The sequence below is a fragment of the Klebsiella sp. CN_Kp104 genome (genome assembly GCF_040064515.1).
Taxonomy (GTDB): Bacteria; Pseudomonadota; Gammaproteobacteria; order Enterobacterales; family Enterobacteriaceae; genus Klebsiella; species Klebsiella aerogenes.
This window is the reverse complement of record NZ_JBEAII010000007.1, coordinates 26,356-41,846: the sequence shown is the minus strand read 5'-3', so window position 1 is coordinate 41,846 and position 15,491 is coordinate 26,356. Positions and strand designations below refer to the sequence as shown.

The 15,491-nt window shown below is 52.1% G+C and carries 13 protein-coding genes; 2 read left to right on the top strand and 11 right to left on the bottom strand.

Annotation, left to right across the window (positions count from 1 at the left end):
- Positions 1-120 precede the first annotated feature (120 nt).
- Entirely contained in the window at positions 121-786 is a 666-nt protein-coding gene (gene yieH / locus ABLU80_RS10120; protein ID WP_015369020.1) for a 6-phosphogluconate phosphatase, read from the top strand.
- Between the two features lie 69 nt (positions 787-855).
- On the opposite strand, the gene ABLU80_RS10115 is transcribed toward yieH, so the two are convergent.
- The 11 genes from ABLU80_RS10115 to glmU all read right to left on the bottom strand — a co-directional run bounded on the left by ABLU80_RS10115 (position 856) and on the right by glmU (position 13,353).
- Positions 856-1,575, bottom strand: coding sequence for a glucosamine-6-phosphate deaminase (locus ABLU80_RS10115; protein ID WP_348849943.1), 720 nt, complete (start codon positions 1,573-1,575; stop codon positions 856-858).
- A gap of 49 nt (positions 1,576-1,624) precedes the next feature.
- Positions 1,625-2,791 (bottom strand): alpha/beta hydrolase-fold protein, encoded by a 1,167-nt coding sequence (locus ABLU80_RS10110; protein WP_110916282.1) that lies wholly within the window; start codon positions 2,789-2,791, stop codon positions 1,625-1,627.
- Between the two features lie 41 nt (positions 2,792-2,832).
- The gene (locus tag ABLU80_RS10105) at positions 2,833-4,467 is read right to left on the bottom strand and encodes a carbohydrate porin (protein ID WP_045389020.1); all 1,635 of its coding nucleotides are present in this window, start codon (positions 4,465-4,467) and stop codon (positions 2,833-2,835) included.
- A 110-nt stretch (positions 4,468-4,577) separates the two neighbouring features.
- On the bottom strand, positions 4,578-4,778 hold the full coding sequence (locus tag ABLU80_RS10100; protein ID WP_015703913.1) for a hypothetical protein: 201 nt from the start codon (positions 4,776-4,778) through the stop codon (positions 4,578-4,580).
- Between the two features lie 166 nt (positions 4,779-4,944).
- Positions 4,945-5,670 carry a phosphate signaling complex protein PhoU gene (gene phoU, locus ABLU80_RS10095; RefSeq protein ID WP_004145007.1) on the bottom strand — a complete coding sequence of 242 codons (726 nt, stop codon included), beginning with the start codon at positions 5,668-5,670 and terminating at the stop codon, positions 4,945-4,947.
- A 49-nt stretch (positions 5,671-5,719) separates the two neighbouring features.
- Positions 5,720-6,493: a phosphate ABC transporter ATP-binding protein PstB gene (pstB, locus tag ABLU80_RS10090; RefSeq protein WP_015369015.1), complete on the bottom strand. Its 774-nt coding sequence runs from the start codon at positions 6,491-6,493 to the stop codon at positions 5,720-5,722.
- A gap of 45 nt (positions 6,494-6,538) precedes the next feature.
- Entirely contained in the window at positions 6,539-7,429 is an 891-nt protein-coding gene (pstA, locus tag ABLU80_RS10085) for a phosphate ABC transporter permease PstA (protein ID WP_348849942.1), read from the bottom strand.
- Positions 7,429-8,388 carry a phosphate ABC transporter permease PstC gene (gene pstC, locus ABLU80_RS10080; protein ID WP_015703914.1) on the bottom strand — a complete coding sequence of 320 codons (960 nt, stop codon included), beginning with the start codon at positions 8,386-8,388 and terminating at the stop codon, positions 7,429-7,431. The genes pstA and pstC overlap by 1 nt, the downstream gene beginning before the upstream one ends.
- 125 nt (positions 8,389-8,513) lie before the next feature.
- Positions 8,514-9,554: a phosphate ABC transporter substrate-binding protein PstS gene (gene pstS, locus ABLU80_RS10075; protein WP_015369012.1), complete on the bottom strand. Its 1,041-nt coding sequence runs from the start codon at positions 9,552-9,554 to the stop codon at positions 8,514-8,516.
- A gap of 413 nt (positions 9,555-9,967) precedes the next feature.
- Positions 9,968-11,797 (bottom strand): glutamine--fructose-6-phosphate transaminase (isomerizing), encoded by a 1,830-nt coding sequence (glmS, locus tag ABLU80_RS10070; protein ID WP_015369011.1) that lies wholly within the window; start codon positions 11,795-11,797, stop codon positions 9,968-9,970.
- A gap of 185 nt (positions 11,798-11,982) precedes the next feature.
- Positions 11,983-13,353: a bifunctional UDP-N-acetylglucosamine diphosphorylase/glucosamine-1-phosphate N-acetyltransferase GlmU gene (glmU, locus tag ABLU80_RS10065; RefSeq protein ID WP_313769551.1), complete on the bottom strand. Its 1,371-nt coding sequence runs from the start codon at positions 13,351-13,353 to the stop codon at positions 11,983-11,985.
- 820 nt (positions 13,354-14,173) lie between these two features.
- Here glmU and ABLU80_RS10060 point away from each other — a divergent pair.
- Positions 14,174-15,427 carry a TerD family protein gene (locus ABLU80_RS10060; RefSeq protein ID WP_348849941.1) on the top strand — a complete coding sequence of 418 codons (1,254 nt, stop codon included), beginning with the start codon at positions 14,174-14,176 and terminating at the stop codon, positions 15,425-15,427.
- Positions 15,428-15,491 lie beyond the last annotated feature (64 nt).

The window sequence follows — 15,491 nt, the reverse complement described above, 5'->3', positions numbered from 1 at the left end:
AATTACGGCACCAGGCGCGGTTGTATGGTAATTTTTTTCATTTATTTTGCTTATACGGCAACGATTGCGTCGCGGCATTGAGCATTACGAAAACGTTAAACTTGTTAAACTGGAAAGAGTATGACCCAACCACAAGCAGTATTTTTCGATTGTGACGGCACGCTGGTCGATAGCGAGGTGATTTGCTCACGCGCCTATGTTCACATGTTTCAGGAATTCGGTATTACGCTGGATTTAGCCGAAATTTTTAAGCGCTTCAAGGGCGTTAAGCTGTACGAGATTATCGACACCATCAACGCTGAATATGGCGTTAACCTGCAGAAAGAGACTCTGGAGCCGGTGTATCGCGCCGAAGTCGCCCGTCTGTTCGATAGCGAGCTGGAGATCATCCCCGGCGCCGCTGCGCTGCTGGACGCGGTGAAAATCCCCATGTGCGTGGTGTCGAATGGCCCGGTCAGTAAAATGCAGCATTCGCTCGGTAGAACGCAGATGCTGCACCACTTCCCAGACCGGCTGTACAGCGGTTACGACATTCAGCGCTGGAAACCCGACCCGGCGCTGATGTTCCATGCGGCAGAGGCCATGCAGGTACAAGTCGAAAACTGTATTCTGGTCGATGATTCCAGCGCGGGAGCCCAATCAGGAATTGCCGCGGGTATGGAAGTCTTTTACTTCTGCGCCGACCCGCACAACCAACCGATCGATCATCCGAAAGTAACGACCTTTACCGATTTAGCTGAGCTGCCGGCATTGTGGAGAGCGCGTGGCTGGGATATTACTCGTTAAGACCCGACGTCACTACGCTCGGTCGGGCTACGGTTGGTCACAACGGTAGCCCCGCTGGCCAGCGGCTTTTTAGTGCTGCAATTCCGCCGCAGCCGCTTTATCCGCAATAATCACCAACGAAGGGTGCAACTTGAGTACAGAGGCCGGCACCAGTTCGCTGACCGGGCCTTCCACCACCTGCTTTAGCGCTTGCGCCTTTGCCGCGCCGCTGACAATCAGCAGCAGGTTTTTTGCCGCCATCACGCTTTTCGGCCCCATGGTGACATAGCTATCCGGCACCACATTGAAATCGCCCCCCATTTCGCCGTTCGCGACAATGCCAATCAGCTCCCCCAGAATCGGTACTTCGACCGTCTCATCATGAAAACGTGTAGTGTTCGGCAGGTTGCCGCAAAAATGGCCGTCGGCGCCCAGCCCCAGCACGACCAAGTCAAGACCGCCGGCCTCTTCGAGGCGGCGATCGTGTTGAGCCGCGTTCTCCAGCGTCAATTTATGGATGTTCTCTTCTTTGATCTGCGCTGGAGTAAAAAATAGCTGACGCAGGTTGGAAATCGTCACTCCTTCACGCTGCTGGCCGCGAAAAGGTATCTCATCAAAGTTGTAATAGTGAACCCGATCATAGAATGATTTCCCTTTGATGGCGGCCACCAAATGCTCATACATACGCTTCGGCGTACTCCCCGCCGTCACCGCCAGATTCATCCGTCGCGGCACCGTGATATAGCCTAAAAGATGATGGCAGGCGACCAGGCTCATCTCTTCATAATCTTCCGTCACAATCAATTTCATCTCATCTTCCTTTACTGGTTGAGACAGGGGGCGCCATGCCCCCTGACGGTTATTTAAAGAGCTTTTGCACAAACTCGGCATAGGCCGGACGCCAGACGTCCATTTCATGATTCAGGCCAGGATAAGAGTGGTAATCAAATTTGATCTTCTGCTTTTCCAGTTCGCTTTTCAGGCCGGCAATATCTTTGCCAGTGACGGAGTCTTTTTCGCCAACCACCAGCGTAAAGTTACGCAGTTGCTTATTGATGGCGTCAGGGTTATTCAGCTGCGCCTCCACGCCAGCATCGGGAACCGTGGTTGTCGTAACCCCGCTAAAGGTGGCAAGCCACCCGAAGCTCTCAAGATGGTTCATCCCGGACACCAGCGCCTGGTAACCGCCCTGCGACAGCCCTGCCAGCGCCCGGCCGTCGGCATCTTTACGCACGTTAAATCGGGAATCGATCAGCGGAATGATGTCGTGCATCAATTCGTTGTCTGCGGCTTTCGCATTGAGTGGATAGAAGTTTTTACGCCGCTCCTGCGGCGGGAAGTTTTCCGCGATCGCTTGAGGAATATCGGTTTCGGTATCCGGCACCACCACCAGCATCGGCTTGATTTTGCCCTCCGCCAGCAGGTTATCCATCATTTGCGGGATGCGCCCCTGGTCGATGGCCGACAGACCGCTATCGCCAAAACCGTGGTAGAAGTAGAGCACCGGCAAAGGCTCGCCGCTGCCGTTATAGCCCGGTGGCGTCCAGACATAGACGCGGCGTTCTGACTTAAGCGCCGTCGAATGGTAGGTGACGGTACGCAGATCGCCGTGCGGGACTGCCCGTTCGTCAAGAATGCTGCCGGGCACCAGGATCAGGCTGGTATTCACCTGGCGCTGCGGCTTCTGATAACGGCTGCCGGTATCGACAGAACGAAAACCGTCCACGTCGAAGTAGTACTCATAAAGATTGGCGGCCAGGCGATCGCTCTTCCACGTCCATACGCCCTGGGTATCTTTGGTCATGTCATGAGAGACAAAGGTATCCGGCGTCGACCCCGTGACGACGGAAACACGCCTGGCATCGGGGGCAAATAACCGGAAAGTCACACTGTTATCCGTATTCACCTGAGTAATATATTGGCTGACAGGAATGGCGGCATCAGGCATCGTCGGCAGCGGTGCGGCGTGCGCCGTAAATGTGGCGCCAGCCAGCGCCAGGGTGAAGTAGATTGCATGTCGTTTCATCTTGATTCCTTTTACGTTTTTATGAGCAGGCGCTTGCGGCCTTACCACCAAATTTCGGCCTGCGCGCCGAGTGCGAATTGGTCGTTCTTGCCATCTTCAAAAACCGCGGTGGTATTGTTAGCGGCCTTATCCAGGTCGATATCTTCGGCTTTAATATAAGTCGCATAAAAACGGATTTCCGGGCGCGAGGTCAGCATACTGGTATTAACTTTGAAGGTATGGAATAAGGTGGTCTTATAACCGGATTCGTTATATTTCTTGCCCGTCACATCTTTGTTCTGCTGTTTGAAGTAGCCCAATTCAACGCCGGTCTGATTATATTTATTCCAGATATATGCCGGGCGAACCACGGCGCGAATAGATTCAAAATCTGAATGGGCGCCGGTTTCGTAGCTATAGACGTCATTACCAAATGAGTAGACGATCGCATTCGCCATAATGACATCATCACGCAAATAGGTTTCCCCCTGCGAGGTTAAGCGCACGGCGGTGCCGTTGGTATGATCGCCATAATAGCGCCCATTATTGGTGGTATACGGGCTCGAACCGGCATAGCGCGAGAAGCTGCTGGCGATGGAGTTATTCGCCAGTAATAATGAGAACTCGTTAAAGCCGCCGTTATCAAATTTCTGCGTTAACGAAGTTCCCACCATCCAGGTATCTTTCCATTGGTAGTAACCTTCATTCCCCTCTTTATATTTCTCTGATGAGCTTTGATTGGCGGCGACATAGCGCCCGCTGACCATCAGCGAGGCTTTGTCCCACAGCGGAATATCTTTGTAACGCACATCCAGGGTATTGGTATTAATTTGCTGCTTATTAGTCAAAGAGCGGTCGTAATCATCAATATCTTCGCGCACCAGCGCGATATCAAATTTACCGGCGCCCACTTTCCAGTTTTCAAGCCCTACGCCAGCTGCCGCATCGGTTCTTTGTGTTTTCCAGTCCAGCATCTGGATCTCGATTTTCGGCGCACCGTGCTTACCGACCCAAAAATCCGCTTCCGGGGCAAACGGCAAAAAGCCTTTGGTGTTGACGTACATATCCGAGAACTGAAGGTAGTTTTCGCCGCCGGCGTTGTCGCCAAACCAGCCGGCAGAATATTGCTGACCCACGTTGCCATCGAGCATCACGATGGCGTCCACACGTTTGTCGCCTTCCTGAAAAACACGCTGTTTAAGCTGTAAATCAAACCAGCCGGAATACTCGTTACCCAAACGGCCAAGCGAGCCGATGGCCCACGATTTTGGCGAGCCGTGCGAGGCAGTTCCCCAGCCAGAACGGTAATAGCCGTTATAGCTAAAGCCAATTTCATCTTTCACGAATTTACTAAAATCTTTCAGCGTCATGGCGCTATAGGCTGGCTCACCGCCCTGCGCCGGCTGTTCATTTTTGACCAGTACCGCGTCTGGCTTAACGGCCGCTTGGGTCGCCGTAGGCGCTTTCGCACTCTGGCTCTTCTGGCTATTTACCGGTTGCGACCAGGCGGCCCAAACCTGGTTTCTTTTTTTCTCCTGATCCTGATATTTCTTGAGTTCTTTTTGCGTGTCCTGAAGCGCTTTTTCCAGAAGCTCCAATCGTTGTTCAACCGTAAGCTGTCCGGCAATAAGATTTGTTGAATAACAAAGCGGCGCCAGCAAAACCATCGCCGAAGCGATCATATTTCTTCTAATCATAATAATCCCTTATATAAGCATTGGCGTAAATGAAACACGTAACGAATAAATAGCGTTATGTTTTTAATAAACTGCATTAATACCATTCCACGTAACTGCAGCTTTTATTTTCATGCCGAATAAGTGGCAAAAAAAAACCTGAAGGAGACCATCTGCATTAACAGATAATCCTCTTCAGGTTTTGCCCGCTCATTGCGGTAGCAACCCTTATCAGCAAACCATTCAGCGTCTAAAACAAAAAAACCTGACATCGCCGTCTGGGGCAATATCAGGTTTTGCCTGCTGTCGCAGTAACAATCCATTTTAACCATCTGAGCTTCAGCGCTCAGTCAGTGAGAAGGATTGTTACGCGAGAAAATTTAAAACTCAAATAGCCAGAGTATTAATTGTGACGATAATCGCAGCAATATTTCAGAGATGCGCAAAATCATAGTCGATTCTGATAATTTCCTTTACCAGAATCGGCCACCATGATTTTTACTCTTTCGGATCTTTACCCGCGAGTAGTTTATCCAGTTCGTCGCCGCCTACGTGACGGAAATCCTGGCCTTTAACGAAGTAGAAAATATATTCGCAGATATTCTGGCAGCGATCGCCGATACGCTCGATGGAGCGCGCGCAGAACAGCGCGGTCAGAACGCTAGGAATAGTACGTGAATCTTCCATCATATAGGTCATCAGTTGACGCACGATGCCTTCATATTCCTGATCGACTTTCTTGTCTTCGCGATAGATACGTACCGCTTCATCAAGATCCATCCGCGCAAAGGCATCCAGCACATCATGCAGCATCTGTACGGTATGGCGGCCTAGCGACTCCAGGCTCACCAGCAGCGGCTGGTGCTGCTGGGAAAACTTCTCCAGCGCGGTACGGCAGATTTTATCCGCCACGTCGCCAATACGTTCCAGCTCGGCGATAGTCTTGATGATCGCCATCACCAGCCGCAGGTCGCTGGCGGTCGGCTGACGTTTAGCGATGATGCGCACGCAGGCCTCGTCGATCGCCACTTCCATCATATTGACCTGCTTATCGCCATCGATTACGCGCTTCGCCAGATCGCTGTCCTGATTGTGCATCGCGGTGATCGCATCAGAAAGCTGTTGCTCCACCAGCCCACCCATGGTCATTACCTGGGTGCGAATGTACTCCAGTTCTGCGTTGAACTGGCCGGAAATATGTTTATTAAGATTTAAGTTATCCATGATGTCTCCTGATTGCCCATCGGGTTAGCACCTGAAAGCAGAAGGGCAATCAACCGTAGCGGCCAGTAATATAATCTTCAGTTTGCTTCTTAGCGGGCTTGGTAAACAGATCGTCCGTGTTGCTGAATTCAATCAGCTCGCCAAGATACATAAATGCCGTATGGTCGGAACAACGCGCAGCCTGCTGCATGTTGTGGGTAACGATAACGACGGTGTAATCCTGCTTCAGCTCGGTGATAAGTTCCTCGATGCGCCCGGTGGAGATCGGGTCCAGCGCTGAGCAAGGTTCATCAAGCAACAGCACTTCCGGGCGAATCGCGATACCGCGGGCGATACACAGACGCTGCTGCTGACCACCGGAGAGAGAATACCCGCTCTGGTGCAGTTTATCTTTGGTTTCATTCCATAATGCGGCTTTGGTCAACGCCCACTGTACGCGCTCGTCCATATCGGCACGCGACAGCTTCTCGAACAGGCGCACGCCGAAGGCGATGTTGTCGTAGATAGACATCGGGAACGGCGTCGGCTTCTGGAATACCATCCCCACCTTCGCGCGCAGCAGCGCGATATCCTGGGTATTGGTGAGAATATTGTCGCCATCCAGCAGAATTTCGCCTTCCGCACGCTGCTCCGGGTACAGCTCAAACATCTTGTTGAACGTACGCAGCAGAGTGGATTTACCGCAGCCTGACGGGCCGATAAACGCCGTCACCTGGTTCTTAGCGATATCCAGGTTGATGTTCTTCAGGGCATGGAATTTGCCGTAGTAGAAGTTCAGGTCACGAACTGAAATTTTACCCGGATTCGCGTTCACCATACTCATCTCAATCTCTTCCTCATTCGGCGCCGCTTAGGCCGCGCCGCAAAATTAACCGTGTTTCTTCTTCGCGAAGACAACGCGCGCCAGAATATTCAGCAGCAAGACGCACAGGGTGATAATCAATACCCCGGCCCATGCCAGTTGCTGCCATTCCGCGAACGGACTCATGGCAAATTTAAAAATGGTCACCGGCAGGTTGGCGATCGGCTGCATCATATCGGTGCTCCAGAACTGGTTGGAGAGCGCGGTGAACAGCAGCGGCGCCGTCTCCCCGGCGATACGGGCAATGGCCAGCAGGATACCGGTCATAATGCCGGATACCGACGCCTTAAGGGTGATCGCGGAAATCATCTTCCACTTCGGCGTCCCCAGCGCATAGGCGGCTTCACGCAGGCTATCCGGCACCAGCTTCAGCATGTTTTCAGTGGTACGAATCACGATTGGCACCTGCAGCAGCGCCAGCGCGATAACGCCCGCCCAGCCGGAGAAGTGCTGCATCTGCGCCACCACGATGGTGTAGACGAACAGCCCCACGACGATAGATGGCGCGGAAAGCAGAATATCGTTAATAAAGCGGATGATTTCCGCCAGTACCGACTTTCTGCCGTACTCCGCCAGATAGATACCGGCCATGATACCCAGCGGCGTACCAAAGACGGTCGCCCACAGGATCAGCAGGCCGCTGCCCGCCAGGGCGTTCGCCAGACCGCCGCCCGCGGTATTCGGCGGCGGCGTCATTTCGGTAAACAGCGTCAGACTCATGCCGTCGATGCCACGCGTAATGGTCGACATCAGGATCCAGATAAGCCAGAAGAGGCCGAATGCCATGGTCGCCATCGACAGGGTCAGAGCGATACGGTTCTTCAGGCGGCGCTTAGCCTGCATCTTGCGACGGGATTCCGCCAGCGCGGCGGTGGTTTGCAATTCGATCGTTGCCATTAGCGTGCCCCCTCGTTCTTAGCGAGACGCATAATCATGAACTTCGACGCGGCCAGAACGATAAAGGTGATAACGAACAGGATCAGACCCAGTTCCATCAGCGCCGCTACGTGCAGGCCGCTTTCCGCTTCCGCGAATTCATTGGCCAGCGCCGAGGTAATACTGTTGCCCGGCATATACAGCGAAGCGCTGTCGAGTTGATAGGTGTTACCGATAATAAAGGTGACGGCCATGGTTTCACCCAGCGCGCGGCCCAGGCCGAGCATGACGCCGCCAATCACCCCGTTTTTGGTGAACGGCAGCACGATGCGCCAAATCACCTCCCACGTGGTGCAGCCGATCCCATATGCGGACTCTTTCATCATCACCGGCGTCTGCTCGAAGACGTCACGCATTACGGCGGCGATATAAGGAATGATCATGATGGCCAGAATGACGCCGGCCGCCAGGATGCCGATACCGAACGCCGGGCCGGCAAACAGCGCGCCGACAAACGGGATCGTCGAAAGGACGTTGCCGACTGGTTCCTGGAAGTAAGTCGCAAACAGCGGGGCAAAAATAAACAGGCCCCACATGCCGTATACGATACTCGGGATTGCCGCCAGCAGCTCAATAGCGATACCCAGCGGGCGTTTTAGCCAGGCCGGGGAGAGTTCAGTCAGGAACAGCGCGATGCCGAAGCTCACCGGAACGGCGATCAACAACGCGATAATTGAGGTAACCAGAGTCCCGTAAATTGGTACCAGCGCACCGAAGATTTCATTCGGCGCATCCCACTCTTTGGTCCACAAAAAGGAAAAGCCAAATTTCTGAATACTTGGCCATGAAGAGATGATGAGGGAAACGATGATGCCACCCAGCATCAATAGCACAATCAGCGCAGCCAGTTTCACCAGCGCGCTGAAGATCATGTCACCCTTTTTCCCCGGAGGGTTGAATGCCGGCTTGGTTGCAGCCATAGGTTACTCTTTAAGTTCGGGCCCAAAAAGCCAGCATTTTACTGAGCTTACGGGCAAAGGTAATGCTATACCCGAAATAATTCGAGCTGCTGGAAGCTAGCCGGCAGCTCGACATTCCGCGGGTATTAGTACAGCGCTTTACCGCTGCTGTCTTTCACGTTGGTTTTCCATGCGGCGCGAACCTGCTCAACCACGCTGTCCGGCAGGCTGGCGTAATCCAGCGCATTCGCTTCTTTGCCGCCGTTTTTGTATGCCCAATCGAAGAACTTCAGCACTTCCGCGGTATTCTCCGGCTTATTGGAAGCCTTGTGGACGAGGATGAAAGTGGTTGAGGTGATCGGCCATGCATTTTCACCTTTCTGGTTAGTCAGGTCCTGAGCGAAGGACTTGCTCCAGTCGATACCTTTCGCCGCATTAGCGAAGTTATCTTCCGTCGGGCTGACCGGCTTGCCGTCAGCGGACAGCAGTTTGGTGTAGGCCAGGTTATTCTGCTTAGCGTAAGCATACTCGACGTAGCCGATAGCGCCCGGCAGACGCTGAACGAAGGCCGCGATCCCGTCGTTGCCTTTACCGCCCAGGCCGGTTGGCCAGTTTACGGTAGAGCCTGCGCCAATTTTAGATTTCCACTCTTCGTTCACTTTCGCCAGATAGCTGGTGAAGACGAAGGAAGTACCGGAACCATCCGCGCGGCGAACCACGGCGATGTTCTGAGCCGGCAGCTTCAGGCCAGGGTTGAGTTTAGCGATCGCTTCGTCATCCCATTTTTTGATTTTGCCCAGATAGATGTCGCCGAGGGTTTTACCATCCAGCACCAGCTCGCCGGATTTAACGCCCGGCAGGTTAACCGCCAGCACCACACCGCCGATGACGGTCGGGAACTGGAACAGGCCTTCCTGCGCCAGTTTGTCATCAGCCAGAGGAGCATCAGAAGCACCGAAATCCACGGTGTTGGCAATAATCTGTTTAACGCCGCCAGAGGAACCGATACCCTGGTAGTTAACTTTATTGCCCGTTTCTTTCTGATAGGTATCAGCCCATTTGGCATACACCGGAGCAGGGAAAGTTGCACCTGCGCCAGTCAGGCTTGCTGCTGCGAAAGCAGAGAAAGCGCTCATCGATAAGGTCGCGGCGACAACTGTTGCGACGGTGGTACGCATAACGTTCATAATGTCTCCTGCTGGGATTCGTAAACCGTTGTTTCGAAGCTATGGTGAGCAAAATAGGACAAACAGGTGACAGTAAAATGTACGAATTATGACAGTTTTATGACATGCCAGGGCAAAGTAAGACAAGCCAAAATAAAATAAATTATATCAATGGATTACGATTTTATCTTTTGGTCATATGACAGGAAGATTTGGCTTTTATTACATGATTATGGATAGCGTAAAATCATCTGGCAACGTTGAGATGTTGGGCAACTCACTCCTAAAAAGATGGTTTTTTTATAAGCAATGGCGGTAACGCTATCCGCAAACACACAATCAACCGCTGATAGCTGATATAAAAATCCGGTATCCCTTTGCAGAAATACCGGATTATAGCGTCACTCACAAGAGTGTCGGTCCGTACAGCCTGATTACTCTACGGTCACCGATTTCGCCAGGTTACGCGGCTGGTCAACGTCGGTGCCTTTGATCAGCGCAACGTGATAAGCCAGCAGCTGTAGCGGCACGGTGTAGAAGATCGGCGCAATCACCTCTTCGACATGTGGCATCTCGATGATGTGCATGTTGTCGCTGCCGCTGAAACCGGCGTCTCCATCGGCGAAGACGTACAGTTCACCGCCGCGGGCGCGAACTTCTTCAATATTGGATTTCAGTTTTTCCAACAGTTCGTTGTTCGGCGCCACAACGATGACCGGCATTTCGGCATCAATCAGCGCCAGCGGGCCGTGTTTCAGCTCGCCCGCCGCATAAGCTTCAGCATGAATGTAGGAGATCTCTTTCAGCTTCAGCGCCCCTTCCAGCGCGATCGGGTACTGATCGCCGCGGCCAAGGAACAGCGCGTGATGCTTATCGGAGAAACGTTCCGCCAGCTGTTCGATGCGCTTATCCTGCGACAGCATCTGCTCGATACGGTTCGGCAGCGCCTGCAGGCCATGCACGATATCCTGCTCGATAGCCGCATCCTGGCCCTTGAGACGCGCCAGTTTCGCCACCAGCATCAACAGCACGGTCAACTGAGTGGTAAAGGCTTTGGTCGATGCCACGCCGATTTCGGTACCGGCTTTGGTCATCAACGCCAGGTCAGACTCGCGCACCAGCGAAGAGCCCGGAACGTTGCAGATGGCCAACGAACCAAGATAGCCAAGCTCTTTAGAGAGGCGCAGCGCCGCCAGGGTATCCGCCGTCTCACCGGACTGGGAGAGGGTGATCATCAGGCTGTTGCGGCGCACCGCGGATTTGCGGTAGCGGAATTCCGAAGCAATTTCGACATCGCACGGCACGCCGGCTAACGCTTCGAACCAGTAACGGGAGACCATCCCGGAGTTATACGAGGTTCCGCAGGCAACAATCTGGATATGCTCAACCTGCGACAGCAGCGCGTTGGCATTCGGCCCCAGCTCGCTGAGATCGACCTCGCCATGGCTGATGCGCCCGGTCAGGGTGTTCTTAATCGCGTTCGGCTGCTCGTAAATCTCTTTCTGCATATAGTGGCGATAAATCCCCTTATCACCGGCGTCATACTGCAGATTAGATTCGATCTCCTGGCGATTCACTTCCGCGCCGGATTTATCGAAAATCACCACCGTACGACGGGTAACTTCGGCAATATCGCCCTCTTCGAGGAAGATAAAGCGGCGGGTCACCGGCAGCAGCGCCAGCTGGTCAGAAGCGATAAAGTTTTCGCCCACGCCCAGGCCAATGACCAGCGGGCTGCCTGAACGTGCCGCCAGCAGCGTCCCCGGATCGCGGGTATCCATGATCACCGTACCATAGGCGCCGCGCAGCTGCGGGATTGCGCGCAGCACGGCTTCACGCAAAGTGCCGCCCTGTTCCAGCTCCCAGTGCACCAGATGCGCGATAACTTCGGTATCGGTCTCAGAGACGAAGACATAGCCGCGAGACTGCAGCAGGGCACGCAGCGGCTCATGGTTCTCGATGATCCCGTTATGGACCACCGCAATGTGTTCAGAAACATGCGGATGCGCATTGCTCTCAGACGGCTCACCGTGCGTCGCCCAGCGGGTATGGGCAATCCCGGTACCGCCGTGTAACGGTTGCTCTTCTACCGCCTGAGCCAGCATCTGAACTTTACCGAGACGACGAACGCGGGTCATATGACCTTCGTTATCGACCACAGCCAGACCGGCAGAGTCATAGCCACGGTATTCCAGACGACGTAAACCTTCGAGAAGGATTTCAGCAATATCACGCTGCGCGACTGCGCCAACAATTCCACACATAGTTAAATTTCCTGATAATGGCGATATGCCATGCGTTGTCGCTGACCTGTATTTGCCCTTTACGGGCGCCCCGAGCCTTGTAGAGAGTGGGGTTATTTTTATGGTACTGCTTGCGGAAGGGGACCTATATTGATCCTCTCATCCTGGTTCGCCGGGCGATCTCTCACCCGGCGACAATCTAATCACTACTTTTTCTTCACCGGACGCTGCCAGCCCTGTTTGTGGACCTGCGGCACGCGACTTAGCACCAGTTCGTTGTCAGCTATATTACGCGTGACGGTGGTGCCCGCGGCAATCGTCACGCCATTACCGACGCTGACCGGCGCGACCAGTTGCGTATCAGAACCGACAAACACATCATCGCCGATGATCGTTTTATGCTTATTTGCGCCATCATAGTTACAGGTAATGGTACCCGCGCCGATATTAACGTTGTCGCCAATTTCAGCATCGCCGAGGTAGGAGAGGTGTCCTGCCTTCGAACCTTTGCCCAGACGCGCTTTCTTCATTTCGACAAAGTTGCCGACGTGAGCGCCTTCCAGCAGTTCAGCCCCCGGACGCAGACGCGCAAACGGGCCGATGGTGCAGGCAGCCTGCAGTTGCGCATCTTCAACCACGCTATACGGGCTGATTTCGCAGTCATCACCGATGACGCTGTCTTTGATGACGCAGCCGGCGCCGATCTTCACGCGATCGCCCAGCACGACATGACCTTGCAGAATAACGTTAGTATCAATTTCGACATCGCGCCCGTGTTTCAGCACGCCGCGCAGATCGAAACGCGCCGGATCGCGCAGCATCACGCCCGCCAACAGCAGTTTTTCCGCCTGCTCTGACTGATACACTCGTTCCAGACGCGCAAGTTGCAGGCGATTGTTCACCCCTTCAACTTCGCTCAGGCGCTGAGGATGCACCGCAACGATCTCATGACCTTCCTGATGGGCCATCGCGATAATATCGGTGATGTAGTATTCGCCCTGGGCGTTATTGTTAGTGAGCTTCGCCAGCCAGCGTTTCAGGTCCGCGCCGTTAGCAACCAGAATCCCGGTATTGATTTCCTGAATCTGGCGCTGCGCTTCGCTGGCGTCTTTATGCTCAACGATACCTGTCACCTGGCCATTTTCTCGCGTGATGCGCCCATAACCGGTTGGATCATCCAGCTTCACCGTCAACAGGCCGATACCGCCCCGCGGTTTTGCGGCGCGCAGGCGCTGTAGCGTTTCAACCGAAATCAGCGGCACATCGCCATAGAGCATCAAGATATCTTCATCATCATTGAAGAACGGCGCCGCCTGCTGCATCGCATGGCCGGTACCGAGCTGCTCTGCTTGCAGCACCCAGTTGAGGTTATCTTCATGCAACGTTTGACGCAGCAGATCGCCGCCGTGGCCGTACACCAGGTGTACCGCGGCAGCGCCTAAATCTTTAGCCGCATCAATGACGTGCTGAACCATTGGCTTCCCGGCCAGAGTATGCAGCACCTTAGGAAGATCGGAATACATGCGGGTCCCTTTGCCTGCGGCAAGGATAACCACGCTCATCGCACTGTTTGACATACGCATCCTGACAGCTGTTAGAACGAAAAGTAAAAGCCTTTCACGTTGAAATTGCTACATATTTTTCATCATGAAACGAGACGCGGAGAAAACGTCCAGGCTCAATGCTATACACCATTTTAGGGCGCTATTTTTAACCATCGTAAAACAGTTTAACGCTGAAAAACGATGATAGTGAGGGGAATGGCCTTCTATCTCACTGCTTTTGCTGTTTTTTTGTCACCTGAATAAAGCAGAGTTTACCGTTGTCGCTGATAAACCGTAAGTTTATAACCTGACAGAATTTTAGCCTGTCCCGGGCGGGAAAGGTCAATGAGTTTGGGCTGGAAAGTGGTTAAAGAGAGGCATAAAAAGCAAAGAGGCCACCCTCGGGTGACCTCTTTTCCGTTGTTTCACATCGCATGTGTTGTCGTTTTGATGAGCGATAGTGCGTGAAAGCAGGACGGTAGCGCGGCGATCAGAAGCTCAGGGCGCTAAATTTGGCGATGATTTTGTGGAACAGTTTCATGATGATTTCCAGATTGCAGGTGCGGTTTGACAGTGTTTTTTGTGATTTGCATCACAAAAAACAGTCTACGCTTCATCATTTAACTAATCAATAACAATTAAGGGGGAACTGCACTGTTTATGCTCCAGACAGGAGCCTATATTTTTAACCCTAATATTTTATTAGCATAGTCCTCTCATCTTAAAGAATTGATTATTTGATAAATATATAAAATGAAAACAAAAAAAACATAAACCAAATAAATAAAAGCCAGATAAAAACAAAAAGCGTAAACTCAAAAATAATAACACAATAAATTAAGGACAATTGATAATGAAAAAATCTCTCAACCCTGGTGAAAACTCGTCTTTAAACGCATCAACTGGACAGGTAACCATCTCCCACCGTACTGGCAATGGGCTTGATATCAATCTTACCGCTTTTCTGCTGACAGCATCTGGCAAGACAGTGGATGATAGCGACATGGTATTTTTTAATGCTCAAAAGCATTCTTCTGGTGCTGCTACTTTTATACAACCTGAATCAAAAAATAATGTCATGTCCCATAGCATTCATTTTGATTTATCAAAATTACCAGTCGGAATTACAAAAATAGCCATCGCTTTGACTCAAGACGGAAGCGCAGGAGGATTTTCAGAAGTTAAAGAGCTGCGTGCGAAAATAAAAGCGGGTGAACAGACACTGGAGTTAGCTCCTGGTTCATTTAATCAGGAGACCGGAATTATAGTTCTGGAATTATATGTACGTAATGACCAATTTAAGGCCCGTTCCGTGTGGCAGGGTTTTGCCTCCGGCCTGGTCGGGCTTTGCAACATGTATGGTGTTGAGGTAGAGGATACTCCAATGCCTGCGACAACATCCGCAGAAAAAAACACAACTGATAATGCTTTGATATCTATGGAGAAACCTGAAGACAGGCACCGTATTTCCCTAATTAAAGGAACGGATGCACCGAAAAAAATTACAATTAGCGCCACCTGGATAGATAACGGCGATGGGCGTGATAATGATGACCTGGATTTACGGGTAGGTATTCTGTGGCCTGATGGCAATATGTCTCTCATACAGGCACCTGATAAATCAGGCGCCTTTAATAAAAAACCCTGGGTTTATCATACTGGTGATGTTGTTAGCGCGAGTCTTTCAGCTCCGGGTGTAGAAAAGGTAGAAATAAACCCGGAGATCTCCCGACTGGCTGGCGGAAAAGTAGCTTTAGTATGTAGTGTCTATTCAGCGGTGAGTAACGGCGCAGTATCCGTCGCATCATTAAAGCCGAAAATGCGTATGGAATATGGTGATCGGGTAGTGGAGTGTTCGTTCGATTTCACTAAAAAGAAAGGTTTCTTGAGTAGCTGTATTTACACGTATGTTATCGGTTTGATTGAAATAGATCAGGATGCTATAGAACTACGCCCGTCAGGGGTAACCTCTAAGCCGAAGAGTGAAGCCACCCCATGGTTGTCCCGACAAAAAGATAACCGTCTGGAGCTTACTATGAACGGCCCTGCTGTATTCAAAGGTGAACAAAATAGCGGTAGCTGGGGTAAGAATTACGTAGACTTCTAAAACATAGTCTGACAAATCACAGAATATAAAAAAGCCAGTCTGTTTCCAGACTGGCTTTTAGCTT